Annotated in this window: 13 protein-coding genes; 2 read left to right on the top strand and 11 right to left on the bottom strand. The window is 73.5% G+C overall.

Annotation, left to right across the window (positions count from 1 at the left end):
* Positions 1-42 precede the first annotated feature (42 nt).
* The 4 genes from OG455_RS23185 to OG455_RS23170 are packed head-to-tail and all read right to left on the bottom strand — an operon-like array spanning position 43 to position 3,021.
* The gene (locus OG455_RS23185; protein ID WP_266300921.1) at positions 43-990 is read right to left on the bottom strand and encodes a complex I subunit 1 family protein; all 948 of its coding nucleotides are present in this window, start codon (positions 988-990) and stop codon (positions 43-45) included.
* 11 nt (positions 991-1,001) lie between these two features.
* Positions 1,002-1,985 carry an NADH-quinone oxidoreductase subunit C gene (locus OG455_RS23180; RefSeq protein ID WP_266296674.1) on the bottom strand — a complete coding sequence of 328 codons (984 nt, stop codon included), beginning with the start codon at positions 1,983-1,985 and terminating at the stop codon, positions 1,002-1,004.
* Positions 1,982-2,614 carry an NADH-quinone oxidoreductase subunit B gene (locus tag OG455_RS23175; protein WP_266296672.1) on the bottom strand — a complete coding sequence of 211 codons (633 nt, stop codon included), beginning with the start codon at positions 2,612-2,614 and terminating at the stop codon, positions 1,982-1,984. Before OG455_RS23175 ends, OG455_RS23180 begins: the two co-directional genes overlap by 4 nt.
* Entirely contained in the window at positions 2,605-3,021 is a 417-nt protein-coding gene (locus OG455_RS23170) for an NADH-quinone oxidoreductase subunit A (RefSeq protein WP_266296671.1), read from the bottom strand. Before OG455_RS23170 ends, OG455_RS23175 begins: the two co-directional genes overlap by 10 nt.
* Positions 3,022-3,282: 261 nt before the next feature.
* On the opposite strand from OG455_RS23170, the gene OG455_RS23165 reads away from it, so the two are divergent.
* On the top strand, positions 3,283-4,494 hold the full coding sequence (locus tag OG455_RS23165; protein WP_266296670.1) for a sensor histidine kinase: 1,212 nt from the start codon (positions 3,283-3,285) through the stop codon (positions 4,492-4,494).
* A gap of 102 nt (positions 4,495-4,596) precedes the next feature.
* Here OG455_RS23165 and OG455_RS23160 read toward each other — a convergent pair whose 3' ends face one another.
* Together OG455_RS23160 and OG455_RS23155 are read right to left on the bottom strand one after the other, a co-directional pair.
* Positions 4,597-5,643: a S1C family serine protease gene (locus OG455_RS23160; RefSeq protein WP_266300920.1), complete on the bottom strand. Its 1,047-nt coding sequence runs from the start codon at positions 5,641-5,643 to the stop codon at positions 4,597-4,599.
* A gap of 207 nt (positions 5,644-5,850) precedes the next feature.
* Positions 5,851-8,457, bottom strand: a complete 2,607-nt coding sequence (locus OG455_RS23155; protein WP_266296669.1) for a PQQ-binding-like beta-propeller repeat protein — start codon at positions 8,455-8,457, stop codon at positions 5,851-5,853.
* A gap of 399 nt (positions 8,458-8,856) precedes the next feature.
* On the opposite strand from OG455_RS23155, the gene OG455_RS23150 reads away from it, so the two are divergent.
* Entirely contained in the window at positions 8,857-9,504 is a 648-nt protein-coding gene (locus OG455_RS23150) for a TetR family transcriptional regulator (RefSeq protein WP_266296667.1), read from the top strand.
* A gap of 206 nt (positions 9,505-9,710) precedes the next feature.
* Here the strand turns inward: OG455_RS23150 and OG455_RS23145 are convergent, their stop codons facing one another.
* The 5 genes from OG455_RS23145 to OG455_RS23125 all read right to left on the bottom strand — a co-directional run bounded on the left by OG455_RS23145 (position 9,711) and on the right by OG455_RS23125 (position 14,618).
* Complete coding sequence (locus OG455_RS23145) at positions 9,711-10,655, bottom strand: beta-ketoacyl-ACP synthase III (RefSeq protein WP_266296665.1); 945 nt, start codon at positions 10,653-10,655, stop codon at positions 9,711-9,713.
* A 230-nt stretch (positions 10,656-10,885) separates the two neighbouring features.
* A complete protein-coding gene (locus OG455_RS23140; RefSeq protein WP_266296663.1) occupies positions 10,886-11,848 on the bottom strand; it encodes a L,D-transpeptidase family protein in 963 nt (320 codons plus the stop codon).
* Between the two features lie 107 nt (positions 11,849-11,955).
* Entirely contained in the window at positions 11,956-13,119 is a 1,164-nt protein-coding gene (mqnE, locus tag OG455_RS23135) for an aminofutalosine synthase MqnE (protein ID WP_266296661.1), read from the bottom strand.
* A gap of 63 nt (positions 13,120-13,182) precedes the next feature.
* Positions 13,183-14,154 (bottom strand): threonine/serine dehydratase, encoded by a 972-nt coding sequence (locus tag OG455_RS23130; RefSeq protein WP_266296659.1) that lies wholly within the window; start codon positions 14,152-14,154, stop codon positions 13,183-13,185.
* Positions 14,155-14,156: 2 nt separating this feature from the next.
* Entirely contained in the window at positions 14,157-14,618 is a 462-nt protein-coding gene (locus OG455_RS23125) for an Lrp/AsnC family transcriptional regulator (protein WP_266296657.1), read from the bottom strand.
* Positions 14,619-14,668: the final 50 nt, after the last annotated feature.

The raw sequence follows: 14,668 nt of genomic DNA, 5'->3' as shown, positions 1-14,668 counted from the left end.
GGGTGACGGCGAGGCCCTTGGCCAGGCCGGAGCCGGGGAGGTTCACTGGGAGATCGCCACCTTGATGATGCCGGTCAGAGCGAGCTGGAGGAGCGCCAGCGGGATGAGCCCGGTCCAGGCGAAGCGCATCAGCTGGTCCTCGCGCAGCCGCGGGAAGGTCACCCGGGCCCAGATCACCACGAAGGCGAGCGCGAAGGTCTTGAGCAGCGTCCAGAGCCAGCCGAGGCTGTGCGGCAGCGGTCCGTGCCAGCCGCCGAGGAAGAGCACCGCGGTGAGCGCGCAGAGCACCAGGATGCCGGCGAACTCGGAGAGCAGGAAGAGCGCGAAGCGCAGCCCGGTGTACTCGGTGTACGCGCCGAAGATGATCTCGGAGTCGGCCACCGGCATGTCGAACGGCGGGCGCTGCAGCTCGGCCAGGCCGGCCGTGAAGAAGACGAAGCCGCCGATCGCCTGCCACGGGATCCACCACCAGTGGAAGCCCGCCATGATCCCGGTCAGCGAGACGGTGCCCGCGGCCATCGCCACCGAGGCGCCGGCCAGCAGCATCGGCAGCTCGTAGGACATCAGCTGGGCGGCCGTGCGCAGGCCGCCGAGCAGCGAGAACTTGTTCGCCGAGGCCCAGCCGGCCATCAGCGAGCCGAGCACGCCGATGCCCATGACCGCGAGCACGAAGAAGATGCCCGCGTCGACCGCCTGGCCGACGAAGCCGTTCGGGCCGACCGGGATCACCAGCAGCACCAGCAGGTACGGCAGCAGCGCGACGGCCGGGGCGAGCTGGAAGACACGCCGGTCGGCGCCGGCCGGGACGATGTCCTCCTTCTGCGCGAACTTCACGCCGTCGGCGACCAGTTGGGCCCAGCCGTGGAAGCCGCCGGCGTACATCGGGCCGAGCCGGCCCTGCATGTGGGCCATCACCTTGTGCTCGGTCTGCCCGATGATCAGCGGGAAGGTGAGCAGGACGACCAGCGCGGCGAGGCAGCGCAGCAGCATGTCGAGCAGGTTCACGTGCCCTCTCCGTTCTGGTCCTCGGGTGATGCGGGCTCGGGTGATGCGGGCTCGGGTGCGGCAGGCGCGGCCGGCGGTGCGTCGGAGGTCGGCTCGGCCGACTTCTCGGGCTCGGCGGGCACAGCGGGCTCGGCGGGCACAGCGGGCTCAGGATCGTGCGCGGGCACCGGGGAGTGCCACGGAGCGTCGGTGCCGCGGGTGCGCGCCGGGCGCTCGGGCCGCTCGGCCTGCTCGCCCGGGGCCGCCGCCTGACTGGTCGAGCCCTCGGTGATGCTGCGGGTACGGCGCGGCCGGTCGGCCCGCACCGCGGGCGCGCCCTCGGCCCCGGCCCCCGGCGCGGCCCCCGCACCGGCCGCCGCCGCGCGCGGACCGCGCGCCGCCCGCGCCGGGCGCTCCGCCACCGGTGGCAGGGTGCCCTTGAGCGGCCCCCACTCGTTGGGGTCCGGCACCCCGGGCGGCTGCATCTTGCGCCGCGCCGGGCCGCCGTGGTCGTGCTCGCTCTCGCCCGGCTCCTTCGCGCCCGGCCAGGCCTTGGCGACCCGGGCCGCGAGCACGAACTCCTTGCGCAGCGGGTGCCCCTCGAAGCCGTCCGGGAGCAGCAGCGGCACCAGGTGCGGGTGGCCGGTGAAGTCGATGCCGAACATCTCGTGCGTCTCGCGCTCGTGCCAGGCGGCCCCGGCGTAGACGCCGGCGGCGGTGGCCAGCGCTGCGCCGGCCCGCGGCACCCGGGTGCGCAGCAGCAGGTGGCGCACCCGCCCCGCGTCACCGACGGCGGCCAGGTGGGCGCAGACGGCGAAGCCATCGGCCAGCTCGTCCACGGCGCTCAGCCAGTCGAAGAAGCGCAGGCCGAGCCCGTCGCGGGCGGCGGTCAGCGCCTCGACCCAGTGCTCGGCGGGCACGTCCACGGTGAGCAGGTGGTACGCCTCGGCGGCGCTCGCCCAAGGGCCGATCGCCGCGGCCGTCTCCTCGGGGCCGGTCACCGCGCACCTCCGGGGCCCGGTACCAGCGGTCGGCGCAGCGCGCCGTTGGACGGCGGGCCGTAGCGCTCCGGCAGCGACTCGGCCGCGATCTTCTCCTGCAGCTTGAGGATGCCCTGCAGCAGAGCCTCGGGACGCGGCGGGCAGCCGGGCACGTAGACGTCGACCGGGATGATCTGGTCCACGCCCTTGGTCACCGAGTACGAGTCCCAGTAGGGGCCGCCCGAGTTGGAGCAGGCGCCGAAGGAGATGACGTACTTGGGCTCGGGCATCTGCTCGTAGAGCCGGCGCACGGCCGGTGCCATCTTGTCCGTCACCGTGCCCGAGACGATCATCAGATCGGCCTGACGGGGACCGGGCGCGAACGGGATGACTCCCATCCGGATGAAGTCGTGGTTGGCCATCGAGGCGGCGATGAACTCGATCGCGCAGCAGGCCAGCCCGAAGTTGAAGCACCACAGGCTGTACCGGCGGCCCCAGTTGAGCACCACCTTGACCGGATCGGGGGCGAGCCGGGACAGCGCGCCGAGCCGGGGCCGCTCCAGCGCCCCGGGGCCGGGGGCGGCGGGGTCGGGCAGGCCGAGCGGGACCGGTCCGCCGGAACCGTGGCCGTGGCCGTGGGTCACGTCCATTCCAGGACCCCCTTCTTCCAGGCGTAGAGCAGCCCGATCGCGAGGAAGCCGAGGAAGACGAACATCTCCACCAGCGTCGCCATGCCGTAGCCCGCGGCGGCGAAGACCGTCGCCCACGGGAAGAGGAAGATCGCGTCGACCGCGAAGATCACGTAGAGGAAGGCGTAGACGTAGTAGCGGACCTGGGTGTGCGCCCAGCCCTCACCGACCGGATCCACCCCGCACTCGTAGGCGAGCAGCTTCTCCGGCGACCAGACCGCCGGACGCAGCAGGCGGTTGGCCGTGAACCCGACCACCAGGAAGAGCGCGCCGACCACCGCGAGCAGACCGACGGCCGCGTAGGCGTCGAAGTAGCCGCTGCCCAGCGCGGGGTCGGCCGCGAGGGCGCTGGCCCAGGGGCCCTGCATGCGTTCGCCTCCAGCGGTCTTTACACGTCCATAACCTTCGCTATGGCGTGAGTCTATGGCCACCACCGGGTGACCCCGGCACCCCGCCCGACCCGTAAGACAACTCGTGGACCCCTGGCCCGTCCCGCCGGTCCTCGGCGGGACGGGTGAAGGGTGGGGTTATCCCCCGGTCAGGCCTCTGCCGAACCCCAGTGCGCCGGGACCCCCTCACCCGCCAAGCTGGTACCGCCAGCCACCTCACGACGAGAACGGACGTACCCGATGAAGCTCAGCCGCGAGAGCCGACCCGAGGCCCGCCCGCTCTACGGCGCCCAGATGTGGCAGGAGGTCCGGCACCACCTGCTCGGACTGCCGGTCGGGATCCTGGTCTTCGTCGTCACGGTGGTCACCCTCAGCGTCGGCGCGGCCCTGAGCGTCACGGTGGTCGGGCTGCCGCTGCTCGCCCTCGGGCTGCGCCAGGCCCGCTGGTTCGGCGCCCGGGCCCGCGCCGGGGCCCGGATCAGCCTGGGCGCCCAGGTCGAGGAGCCGGCACCGCTGCTGGTCACCCGGCCGGGGACGGCGGGCCGGGTGCTGGCCGCGATCACCGACGGACTGAGCTGGCGCTCGGTGCTCTACTGCGTGCTGATGCTGCCCTGGGGCATCATCACCTTCAGCGTCACCCTGGTCTTCCTGATCGCCGGCTGGCCGCTGCTGCCCTGGGTGGTGCGCCACCTCGCCGCCGCCCACCGGGTGGGCGTGGAGGCGCTGCTCTGCCCGAGCGGGCTCTCGGTGCGGGTCCGCGAGCTGGAGGAGGACCGCGGCGCCGTCGTCGACACCGCCGCCGCCGACCTGCGCCGGATCGAGCGCGACCTGCACGACGGCGCCCAGGCGCGGCTGGTGGCGCTGGCCATGGACCTCGGCCTGGCCAAGGAGAAGCTGCTGGACACCGAGCTGACGCAGGAGCAGGCCTCGGCCGCCAAGATGGTCGACGCCGCGCACGGCGAGGTGAAGCTGGCCCTGCAGGAGCTGCGCGACCTGGCCCGGGGCATCCACCCCGCGGTCCTCACCGACCGCGGCCTGGACGCGGCGCTCTCCTCGGTCGCCGCCCGCTGCACCGTCCCCGGCGGGGTGCGGGTCAACGTGGACCTCTCCGGCCCGGACGGCCGGCAGGAACGCCCGGACTCCGCGGTCGAGGGCATCGCCTACTTCACGGTCAGCGAGCTGCTCACCAACACCTCCAAGCACGCGGGGGCCGGCCGGGCCACGGTGGACGTCTGGCGCTCGGCCGACCGGCTGATGCTCCAGGTGAGCGACGACGGCCGGGGCGGCGCGAGCGCGCCGGGCGGCGGCTTCCGCCCGGGCGGCGGGCTGGCCGGGCTGGCCGAGCGGATCGGCGCGGTGGACGGCGTCTTCCTGGTGGAGAGCCCCGAGGGCGGCCCGACCACGGCCACCGTGGAGCTCCCCTGGCGCACCCGGGCGGCCCGGACCGCCTGAGCGGCGGCGGTCCGGCGGCGGTCCGGCGGCGCGACCCTTGCGCGGTGCGCGCCACCGGACCGGTTCGAGGGGCGGCCCCGGGAGGGCGGCTGCGACGCGCCGTCAGGAGCCGAGGGTCCCCAGCGTCACCTCGGCCGTCTTGCTCGCCCCGGCGCGGGTGTAGGTGACGGTGGTCTTGCTCCCCGGCGAGAGCGAGGCCAGCGCGGTGGTCAGCGAGTTGACCGTGGTGATCTGGGTGCTGCCGATCTGGGTGATCACGTCACCCGCCTGCAGCCCGGCCGCGGCGGCCGGACCGCCCGCGCTCACGCTGACGATCGCCACCCCGGCCGGCTGGTAGGTGCCGCCGTAGTAGGGCTGCACCGTGACGCCGAGCGCCGCCCGGCCCGAGTTGGTCACCTTGCCGCTGCTGATCAGCTGGTCGGCGATGTTGGTGATGGTGGCACTCGGGATCGCGAAGCCGATCCCGGTGGCGGCGCCGCCGTTCAGCTCGGGGTCGACGGCGGCCAGCGTGTTGATGCCGATCACCTGGCCGGAGAGATTGACCAGCGCGCCGCCGCTGTTGCCCGGGTTGATCGCGGCCGAGGTCTGCACCATGTTGCCGATGGTCGCGCCCGGCGAGCCGCCGCCCTGCGGTTCGGTGACGGTCCGCCCGGTGGCCGAGACGATGCCCTGGGTCACGCTGCTGGAGAGCCCCAGCGGACTGCCCATCGCCAGGGTGATCTGCCCGACCTCCACCTTGCCGCTGTCCCCGAAGACCGCCGGGCGCAGGCCGCCGGGCGGGCTGCTCAGCCTGACCACCGCGAGGTCGTCGTCCGGGTAGCTGCCGACCAGCGTCGCGGCCAGCTGCGAGGTGCTGTTGGCCAGGCTCACCTGGAAGGTGGTCGCGCTGCCCACCACGTGCGCGTTGGTGACGATGTCGCCCTTGTCGTCGTAGACGATCCCCGAGCCGAGCCCGGAGCCGGTGGTGATCTGCACCACCGAGGGCAGCACGTCGGCGATCACCTTCTCGTAGTCGTCCTGCAGCTGGTTGGTCACCGAGGGCGTGGCGGTCGCGCCGGAGGAGCCGGCGGCCGAGGCCGAGGAGGACGAGCCGCTGGTGCAGCCGCTGAGCGCCAGCGCCGAGCAGAGCGCCAGCGCGCCCGGCAGCACCAGCCTGGCGCCGGCGGCCCGGGGTCCGGTGGGCCGCGGGCCGGACGGGAACGGGCGGGTGTTGTCCTTCGAGGGGTGCACCTGGGCTGCCTCCGGTTCCGAACATGCGGGACTGCTGCCCGACTGCCGTCGAGTTTTGCCAGCATTTCACCGAAATGTCCGGATCCCCGCTATCGGCGCGCCGCCCCACCGGCGCCCCGGCCGCGCTCAGCGCTGCTCGGGCACCGCCGTCCCGTAGACCGCGTCCAGCGCGTAGACGCAGCGGTCCTTGCTGCTCACGAAGACCTTGCCGCCCACCGCCACCGGAGAGCCCGTCAGCTCGCCCTTGGTGCCCAGCTCCCAGCGCAGCCGCCCGGTGGCCAGGTCCACGGTGTGCAGCGAGTGGTCCCGGCTGCCCAGGTGCACCAGCCCGTCCGCGGCCGCGGGGGCCCCGACGATCTCGCCGCGCGCCGCGTAGCGCCACAACTCCCGTCCGCTCGCGGTGTCGAAGGCGAAGAGCGTCTCCCCGCTGGCGATCAGCGCGGTGCGCCCGGCCAGCACCACCGGCTCGGCGCCCTGCCGGCTCGCGGTGCGCCCCTGCCAGCGGACCCGCCCGCTGGCGCCGTCCAGGGCGTAGAGGGTGCCCAGGTAGTCGGCGACGTAGACCGACGGCGTGGCCGCGTCGTCCAGCGTCGGCGGGGTGAAGAGCACCACCGGCGCCTCGAAGCGCCAGCGCCGCGCCCCGCTGACCGCGTCCAGCGCGTACACCGAGGTGCCCGCGGTGACGTAGACCAGGCCGTCGCGCACCGCGGGCCGCGAGGGCACGTCCTCGCCCACCGGGAAGGTCCAGCGCGGCAGCCCGCCCCGGGCGTCCACGCAGCGCAGCCGTCCGCCGCCGTAGTAGTAGACCGAGCCGGCCACCAGCGCCGGGCCCGACTGCGGGTTCTCGTAGTCCTGCTGGGCGTCCTCGACCCGCCACAGCTCCGCGCCGTTGGCACTGGAGCGCACCTGCACCCCGCCGCCGCGCAGCCCGCAGCAGAGCACCCCGTCGGCGGCGTCCAGCGAGTAGACCCAGCCGTCCAGCGAGGTGCGCCAGCGCTCGGTGCCGTCGGCCACGTCCACGGTGTAGAGGTGCGGGCCGTCGGCGGCGTGCAGCCGGCCCGCGTCCACCGCGACCGCCCAGGCCACGTCGCGGGTCTTGTAGCGGCGCCGGCCCGAGGCGATGTCGAGCGCGTGCACCTCGAAGCTGGAGACGAACAGGGTGCCGTCGGCGACCAGCGGCGTGCCCCAGACGTCGTTGGACATCCGGAACCGCCACGGCCGCCAGCGGCCCTGCGCCGACTGCTCGGCCCCGGTGGGCGAGCTGCCCGCCGCGCCCGCGCCGGCCTGGGCCGGCCCGGCGAGCGGCGCCGCGGTGCTGCCGCCCGAGCGGCGCACCCAGTCCGTCTCGGCGGGTGTGGGCCCGGTGGCGGGCCGCTCCTGCTCCACCCCGTGCGCCTGCGGCCCCGGCCCTATCCGCACCGAGGCGCCGGAGAGCTGGATCTCCTGGGCCGGCTCGCGACGGTGCCGGCGGGCCGCGCCGATCTTGGCGGTCGCCGCCTCGCTCTCCGCCGCGGCGCCGGCTCCGGCACCAGCCCCGGACCCGAGCCGGGCCGTGGCCGAGCGGCCCTGCTCCCCCTGCCCGGCCGCCGCCTGGGCGACCGCCGCCTGCCCCAGCGGGCCCAGCGCGCCGGTCCGCGGGTCCACCGCCTCAGGCCGGGCCGGCCGTGCGGGCGGCGGCCCCCAGTGCCCCTCGGGCACCGCGGGGGCGCCCTGGCCCTGGCGGGCCGCCCGGTAGGGCTCGGGCACCGGCGGCGGGCCCGGCGGCAGCGGCGGCACCGCGGGCGCGGCCACCGGCCCTGCGGGCACGGCCTGCGCCGCCGCGCCCCGGGACCCGGGCAGGTTGCGCCCGCGCCGCTTGCGCTCGATCAGCTCCAGCGCGTTCGGCGGCAGCCAGTCGCCGCCCTCCTCCCCCGCGTCGTCGCGGGAGAAGAGGTGCGGGGCCAGCTCCGCCTGGATCTGCGCGGGGGTGGGCCGGTGCTCGGGCGAGGGCCGCATGCAGGCCCGCACCAGGTCGACCAGCTCCACCGGCAGCCCGGACAGGTCCGGCTGCTCGCGCAGCAGCTTGAAGACCGTCTCCACCGGGTTGCCGCCCCGGTAGGGCGCGTGCCCGGTGGCGCAGAAGACCAGCAGCGAGCCGAGCGAGAAGACGTCGCTCGCCCCGGTGACGCTGCGGCTGTCCTTGGCCTGCTCCGGCGACATGTACGCGGGCGTGCCCACGGCCACGTTGGTCATGGTGAGCCGGGTGTGCGAGACGCCGGCCGCGATGCCGAAGTCGATCACCCGCGGGCCGTCCTCGACCACCAGCACGTTGGACGGCTTGAGGTCACGGTGCACCAGCCCGGCGGCGTGGATGGACTGCAGGGCCTCGGCGATGCCGGCGACCAGCCAGCGCACCGCGTCCACCGGCAGCGGCCCGCAGTCGCCGACCAGGTCCTCCAGCGAGGGCGCGGGCACGTAGGCGGTGGCCAGCCACGGCACCCGGGCGTCCGCGTCGGCTTCGACCACGGCCGCGGTGTAGAAGCCGCCGACCGTCTTGGCCGCCGCGATCTCGCGGGCGAACCGGACCCGGAACAACTCGTCCTCGGCCAGCTCGCCGCGCACCGTCTTGATCGCCACCCGCCGGCCGGAGGCCGACCTCGCCAGGTACACCAGCCCCATCCCACCGGCGCCGAGGCGCCCGAGCACCTCGAAGGGCCCGATCCGTCTCGGATCCTGCGCCGTCAGCTGGTCCACTCGGCTGCCACCTCCCCGTCCGCACGCCACCCGGTCGGGGGCCGGAGCTGATTCTCCAACGCACCCGCCCCCTGAGCCAATCTCCACCCGCACCGGTTCCACGGCCGTGTCGCACCGCACCGTCGGGTTCCGGCCGCCGTGGCCCCCTCCGAGGCCGACGTCCCGTCGAATCCATGTCCGGCCAGCGGATCTGACGACGCCTCGGACGTCACCGCATTCACGCACAACACTACGCAGAGCGACCCGAGGGCCCTTCAGCCCACTGGCCGTCACTCTGTGCCGCCATCAGCACACGGGGGGGCTTCGAATATCGCTATCCCGGCCCTCAATACCCGCCCGAGCGGACTAATAGTCGCATCACCGAATCGCGCCATGATCGGTGCGCGGTAAGCTGACGGCATGACAGGACAAGTTCGCACCGTCGACGGTCGCGTCGCCGGGCGACGCGGACAGGAGACGCGGCAGAAGCTGCTCGACTGCCTCCGCGAGATGCTCAGCACGTCGCCGTACCGGGACGTCAAGGTCATCGACGTCGCCCGTATGGCGGGTACCTCCCCCGCGACCTTCTACCAGTACTTCCCGGATGTCGAGGGCGCCGTCCTCGAGATCGCCGAGGAAATGGCCAAGGACTCCGTCGAGCTCAAAGAGCTGATCGACGGAAAGTCCTGGGCAGGAAAGTCCGGCGCCACCACGTCCGAAGAACTGGTGGACGGATTCCTCGCCTTCTGGCGCAAGAACGACGCCATTCTGCGCGTGGTCACCCTTGGTGCCGCAGAAGGGGACAAGCGGTTCTTCAAGATCCGCATGACTGTCCTCAACTCGGTCGCCAAGCCGCTCGCGGATGCCGTCAAGGACCTCCAGGCCAAGGGCCAAGCCGACAAGGCGCAGGACGCCGCGGCGGTGGCCGGCTCGCTGATCTCCCTGCTCGCCTCGGCGGCGGAGCATCAGAAGGCCTTCACCTCCTGGGGGGTCAAGGTCAAGGACCTGAAGCCCACCCTCGCCCCCCTGGTCTACCTGGGCGTCACCGGCAAGAAGCCTCCCAAGTAGACCGTCCTTCCACCCCGTTTTCCCTCATATCGTGTGCTCGCGCGTGGCCCCGGCCTCCTGTCCGGTGGACGTCGGGCGGCGGCCGTGTCCTCGGGGGAGGTTCGCCGACGTACCGCAGCGCGCTGGCCCAAGACATGCCTGTGGGCGGGATCCCGACCGGGGTCCCGCCCACCGGCATGTCCGGCCGCCACCAGGGCCTGTGGCCCTCAGGGGCAGCGGATCACCTGGCCCGCGTAGGCCAGCCCGCCGCCGAAGCCGAAGAGCAGCACCGGATCACCGCTGGTCAGCTCGCCGCGTTCGACCAGCTTGCTGAGCGCGAGCGGGATCGAGGCGGCCGAGGTGTTGCCCGAGTCGACCACGTCGCGGGCGATCACGGCGCCCGGCGCGCCGAGCTTGGCCGCGATCGCGTCGATGATCCGCAGATTGGCCTGGTGGGCGACGAAGCCCTTCAGCTCGCCCGGATCGATCCCGGCCCGCTCGCAGGTGCGCCGGGCCAGCGGGGCGATCTGGGTGGTGGCCCAGCGGAAGACCGCCTGGCCCTGCTGGCTGATCACCGGCTTCCACCCGGTGATGGTCACCGCGTCGGTCTTCTCGGGCTCCGAGCCCCAGACCACCGGGCCGATGCCGGGCTCCGCACCGTCCGGCTGGGCCTCGACCACGGCCGCCCCGGCGCCGTCGGCGAAGATCACGCAGGTCGAGCGGTCGGTCCAGTCGATGGTGTCCGACATTCGCTCGGCGCCGATCACCAGCGCCCGGCTCGCCGCACCGGCCCGGATCGCGTGGTCGGCGGTGGCCAGCGCGTAGGAGAAGCCGGAGCAGACGGTGTTGATGTCGTAGGCCGCGGGGCTGGGGATCCCCAGGCGCGCCGCGACCGCGCAGGCCGTGTTGGGGCTGCGCTCGACGGCGGTGCAGGTGGCGACCACCACGAGGTCGATGTCACCGGGCGCCAGACCGCTGTTGGCCAGCGCCTTCTGCGCCGCCTCGGTGGCGAGGTCGACGAGCGTCTCTCCCTCGGCGATGTGCCGCTGCCGGATGCCCACCCGGCTGCGGATCCACTCGTCGTCGGTGTCGACCAGCGCCGACAGGTCGTCGTTGGTGAGGACCTTGGGAGGCTGGTAGTGGCCGAGCGCCACGATGCGGGAACCGGTCATGCTGCCACTCAACCCGGTTACCGGTGCGTCAACTGCTCACGGCCGGTGACAGGATCCGGCCCCCGAAGCTGTAGGAGCCTGACAAGGGCCCTTGTCCCGCAACGGGGAACAGGCGCCATTTGGTGACATGAAGAGAAATCTCAGGTTGACGATCGGGCGTTCGCTCGACCACCAGTTCGAAAATCGCTAATGGCGCCCCCCGCTGCCGAGCGCGCTACCGGGAGCGCGGCTCAGGTGGCCAGCGAGGCCGCGTCGCCCATCACGATCACCGGGTGGGCGGCCGGGTCCAGGGTCCGGAGCAGCTCGGTCATGTGGTCGGCGGTGAGCGAGACGCAGGCGTGGGTGGGCCCGCCGTGGTCGACGTGCAGCCAGATGCCGCCGCCCTTGGCGTCGCCCAGCGGCTCGCGCGGGTCCAGCGGGGAGGTGCCGGTGACCCGGTTGTAGTCGATCGCCACCACGTAGTCGAAGGCGCCGGCCAGCGGTTCGCCGTTGAAGCCGGTGCCGCTCGCCACGAAGCCGTCGTCCTGGTGGTACGGCAGTTTGCTGCCCGGGTCGGGCTTGAGGCCGCCCGCGTCGCTGAGGGTGAAGACCCCGATCGGGCTGCGCAGGTCGCCGGAGGCGTGGTCGGCGGTCCAGCCGGCGTCGCCGTTGTGCGCGGGCCACACGGTGCCCGGGCGCCAGCGGCCGTCGGGGGCGCGGCTCCACAGGGTCACCGTGGCGTCGGAGGAGTCCTTGCCGGTGCCGGAGGCCAGCACCACCTGGTTGGCGTCGGCCGGTATCCGGCCGCTGAAGCCGGAGCCGAGGCCGGGTATCGCGGCGAAGCTGCCGTCCGCCCGGTCCGAGCGGTCGGCGGTGGGTGCCTCGGTGTGCTCGGCGGCCGCGCTCGGCTGGGGCGAGCCGCTCGGGGCGGCCGGTGGCGGGGCCGGCCGGGAGGTGGCTGGCTGCCCGAGCGCGGTGGCGCCGCGGTGCGCCGCGAACGCGCCGCCCGGGCCGAAACCCAGCCAGCCGACGGCCGCCGCGACCAGGAGCGCCGCGGTGCCCGCGGTGGCCGCCCCGCGCCGCTTGCGCGCCTTGCGGCGCCGGCCCTGGCGGCTCCGCGCCCGGCTCCCGGGACGGGCCCGGGAGCCCGTCGGCTCCGCGGCGGGCGGCCCCGCCTTCCTGCGGCGGGCGGCGGCGCGATGGGATCCGGACATGCACTCGATCCTGCCAAAGCCGACCACGCACGGTAAACCCGGGCCGCCCTAAATCCCCATGAAGAGGCATCAGGACTGGTGGGGAGGGTGTGTGCGACCAGCGGTGATCAGAGGCGCATCGCCTGCGGGGCCTCCCGGCGCAGCGGGTCCGGGCCGTCGTACTCGCGGATGACCTCGTAGCGGGTGTTGCGCTCGACCGGCCGGAAACCGGCGTCCCGGATCAGGTCGAGCAGGTCCTCGCGGCCGAGCTTGTTCGGGGTGCCGAAGTTGTCCGCGTCATGGGTGATCTTGTACTCGACCACCGAGCCGTCCATGTCGTCGGCCCCGTGGCTGAGCGCGAGCTGGGCGGTGGTGACGCCGTGCATCACCCAGAAGACCTTGACGTGCGGGACGTTGTCGAAGAGCAGCCGGGAGACCGCGAAGGTCTTCAGCGCCTCGGCGCCGGTGGCCATCTCGGTGCGGGCCATCAACCGGTTGCGGACCACGCCGTCCTTGGAGTCGTGGAAGTCGTGCTGGTAGCGCAGCGGGATGAAGACCTGGAAGCCGCCGGTCTCGTCCTGCAGCTCACGCAGCCGCAGCACGTGGTCGACCCGGTGCCGGGGCTCCTCGATGTGCCCGTAGAGCATGGTGCACGGGGTCTTCAGGCCCTTCTCGTGCGCCAGCCGGTGGATCCGCGACCAGTCCTCCCAGTGGGTCTCGTGGTCGACGATGTGCTGGCGGACCTCCCAGTCGAAGATCTCCGCGCCGCCGCCGGTCAGCGACTCCAGGCCGGCGTCGATCAGCTCGTCCAGGATCTCCGAGGCGCTCAGCCCGCTGATCTTCTCGAACCAGTGGATCTCGGTGGCCGTGAAGGCCTTCATCGAGACGTTCGGCAGCGCGGCCTTCAGCTCGCGCAGCGAGCGCGGGTAGTAGCGCCACGGCAGCGTCGGGTGCAGGCCGTTGACGATGTGCAGCTCGGTGAGCGACTCGCTCTCCATCGTCTTGGCCAGCCGCACCGCCTCCTCGATCCGCATCGTGTAGGCGTCCTTCTCGCCCGGCTTGCGCTGGAACGAGCAGTAGGCGCAGGAGGCGGCGCAGACGTTGGTCATGTTGAGGTGGCGGTTGACGTTGAAGTGGACGACGTCGCCGTTCTTCTCCGTCCGCACGTGGTGCGCCAGGCCGCCCAGCCACGCCAGGTCGTCGCTCTCGTAGAGCGCGATGCCGTCCTCGCGGGTGAGCCGCTCACCCGCGTAGACCTTCGCCTCCAGCTCCCGCTTCAGCCCTGCGTCCATGCGGTGAACCGCCTCCTACGTCTTCGATCCAATGGCCGATGTGAGCCGGAACCGAGACTACGCCTATGGCTCCAGCAGCTCGGACAGCAGCTTCGGGTCCAGGTTGCCGCCGCTGACCACGGCAGCGAAGACCCGCCCCCGCCCGCCGGCCCGCAGTTCACCCGCCCGGTGCAGATAGGCGGCGGTGGCCACCGCGCCCGAGGGCTCGGCGACCAGGCGGCCGCGCCGGGCCAGCACCGCCACGGTGTCGCGGATCTCCGCCTCGCTGACCGTCACGATGTCGTCCACGTAGGCCTGCAGGTGCTCGAAGTTCAGCGCGCCGAGCGGGCTGCGCAGGCCGTCCGCGAGGGTCCGGTAGCGCTCGGCGACCGACCACGGGCGCAGCTCGCCCGCGTGCAGGCTCTCGCGCGCGTCGGCGGCCAGCTCGGGCTCGACGCCGATCACCCGCACGCCCGGGGTGGTCAGCTTGATCGCCGCCGCGGTGCCGCTGATCAGGCCGCCGCCGCTGACCGGGACCAGCACGGTGTCCAGCTCGTCCGGGGCGTCCTCGCCGATCTCCAGGCCCACCGTGCCCTGCCCGGCGATGATCGAGGGGTCGTCGTAGGGCGGCACCCAGACGTAGCCGTGCCGGGCCGCCAGCTCGGCCGGCCGGGTGTCCCGCTCCTCGGCCGGCACCAGCACCACCTCGGCGCCGTAGGAGCGGGTCGCGGCCACCTTCACCTCGGGCGAGGTGTCCGGCATCACGATGACGGCCTCCAGGCCCAGCTGCCGGGCCGCGTAGGCGACCGCCTGGGCGTGGTTGCCGCTGGACTGGGCGACGACGCCGCGGGCCCGCTCCTCGGCGGTCAGCTGGGCCAGCCGGTTGTAGGCGCCGCGGATCTTGAAGGCGCCGGTGGGCTGCAGGCTCTCCGGTTTGAGCCAGAGCCGGCGGGTACCGTCCTCGGCCCAGGGCGCCGGCAGCAACGGGGTGCGCACGGCGACCCCGGCTATCCGCCGCTGCGCGGCCCGCAGTTCTTCCAGTCCGACCAGTGGCACGGCTACTCCCCGGTGTTGAGCGGCAGGTCGCTGACCCGGTTCTCCCACTTGGTGGAGAGCACCACGGTGGTGCGGGTGCGGGCCACCCCCTTGGTGCCGGAGAGCCGCTTCACCACCGACTCCAGGCCCTCGACGTCGGAGACCCGGACCTTGAGCATGTACGAGTCGTCACCGGCGATGAACCAGCAGTCCTCGACCTCGCCGAGGTCCTTGAGCCGGTGCGCCACGTCCTCGTGGTCGGCGGCGTCGGTGAGCTGGAGGCCGATCAGCGCGGTCACCCCGAAGCCGAGCGAGGCCGGGTTCACCGTGGCCCGGTAGCCGGTGATCACCCCGGCCTGCTCCAGCCGGTTGATCCGGTCGGTGACGCTCGGACCCGACAGGCCCACCAGGCGGCCCAGTTCCGCGTAGGAGGCGCGGCCATTCTCCCGGAGCGCCTGGATGAGCTGTCTGTCCACCGTGTCCATGTACCGTCCGCGTCCTTCCGAACCGAGCCAGACTCCGAGAGCATTATCCG

Origin of the sequence: Kitasatospora sp. NBC_01287 (genome assembly GCF_026340565.1) — a bacterium.
Classification (GTDB): domain Bacteria; phylum Actinomycetota; class Actinomycetes; order Streptomycetales; family Streptomycetaceae; genus Kitasatospora.
This window is presented reverse-complemented; position numbering and strand designations above follow the sequence as displayed.

Excerpts from the sequence above, each read along its gene's own strand:
- OG455_RS23150 (WP_266296667.1), top strand. The coding sequence starts at position 8,857 with ATGACAGGACAAGTTCGCACCGTCGACGGTCGCGTCGCCGGGCGACGC.
- OG455_RS23185 (WP_266300921.1), bottom strand. The coding sequence starts at position 990 with ATGCTGCTGCGCTGCCTCGCCGCGCTGGTCGTCCTGCTCACCTTCCCG.
- OG455_RS23175 (WP_266296672.1), bottom strand. The coding sequence starts at position 2,614 with ATGGACGTGACCCACGGCCACGGCCACGGTTCCGGCGGACCGGTCCCG.
- mqnE (WP_266296661.1), bottom strand. The coding sequence starts at position 13,119 with ATGGACGCAGGGCTGAAGCGGGAGCTGGAGGCGAAGGTCTACGCGGGT.
- OG455_RS23145 (WP_266296665.1), bottom strand. The coding sequence starts at position 10,655 with ATGACCGGTTCCCGCATCGTGGCGCTCGGCCACTACCAGCCTCCCAAG.
- OG455_RS23170 (WP_266296671.1), bottom strand. The coding sequence starts at position 3,021 with ATGCAGGGCCCCTGGGCCAGCGCCCTCGCGGCCGACCCCGCGCTGGGC.
- OG455_RS23140 (WP_266296663.1), bottom strand. The coding sequence starts at position 11,848 with ATGTCCGGATCCCATCGCGCCGCCGCCCGCCGCAGGAAGGCGGGGCCG.
- OG455_RS23165 (WP_266296670.1), top strand. The coding sequence starts at position 3,283 with ATGAAGCTCAGCCGCGAGAGCCGACCCGAGGCCCGCCCGCTCTACGGC.
- OG455_RS23125 (WP_266296657.1), bottom strand. The coding sequence starts at position 14,618 with ATGGACACGGTGGACAGACAGCTCATCCAGGCGCTCCGGGAGAATGGC.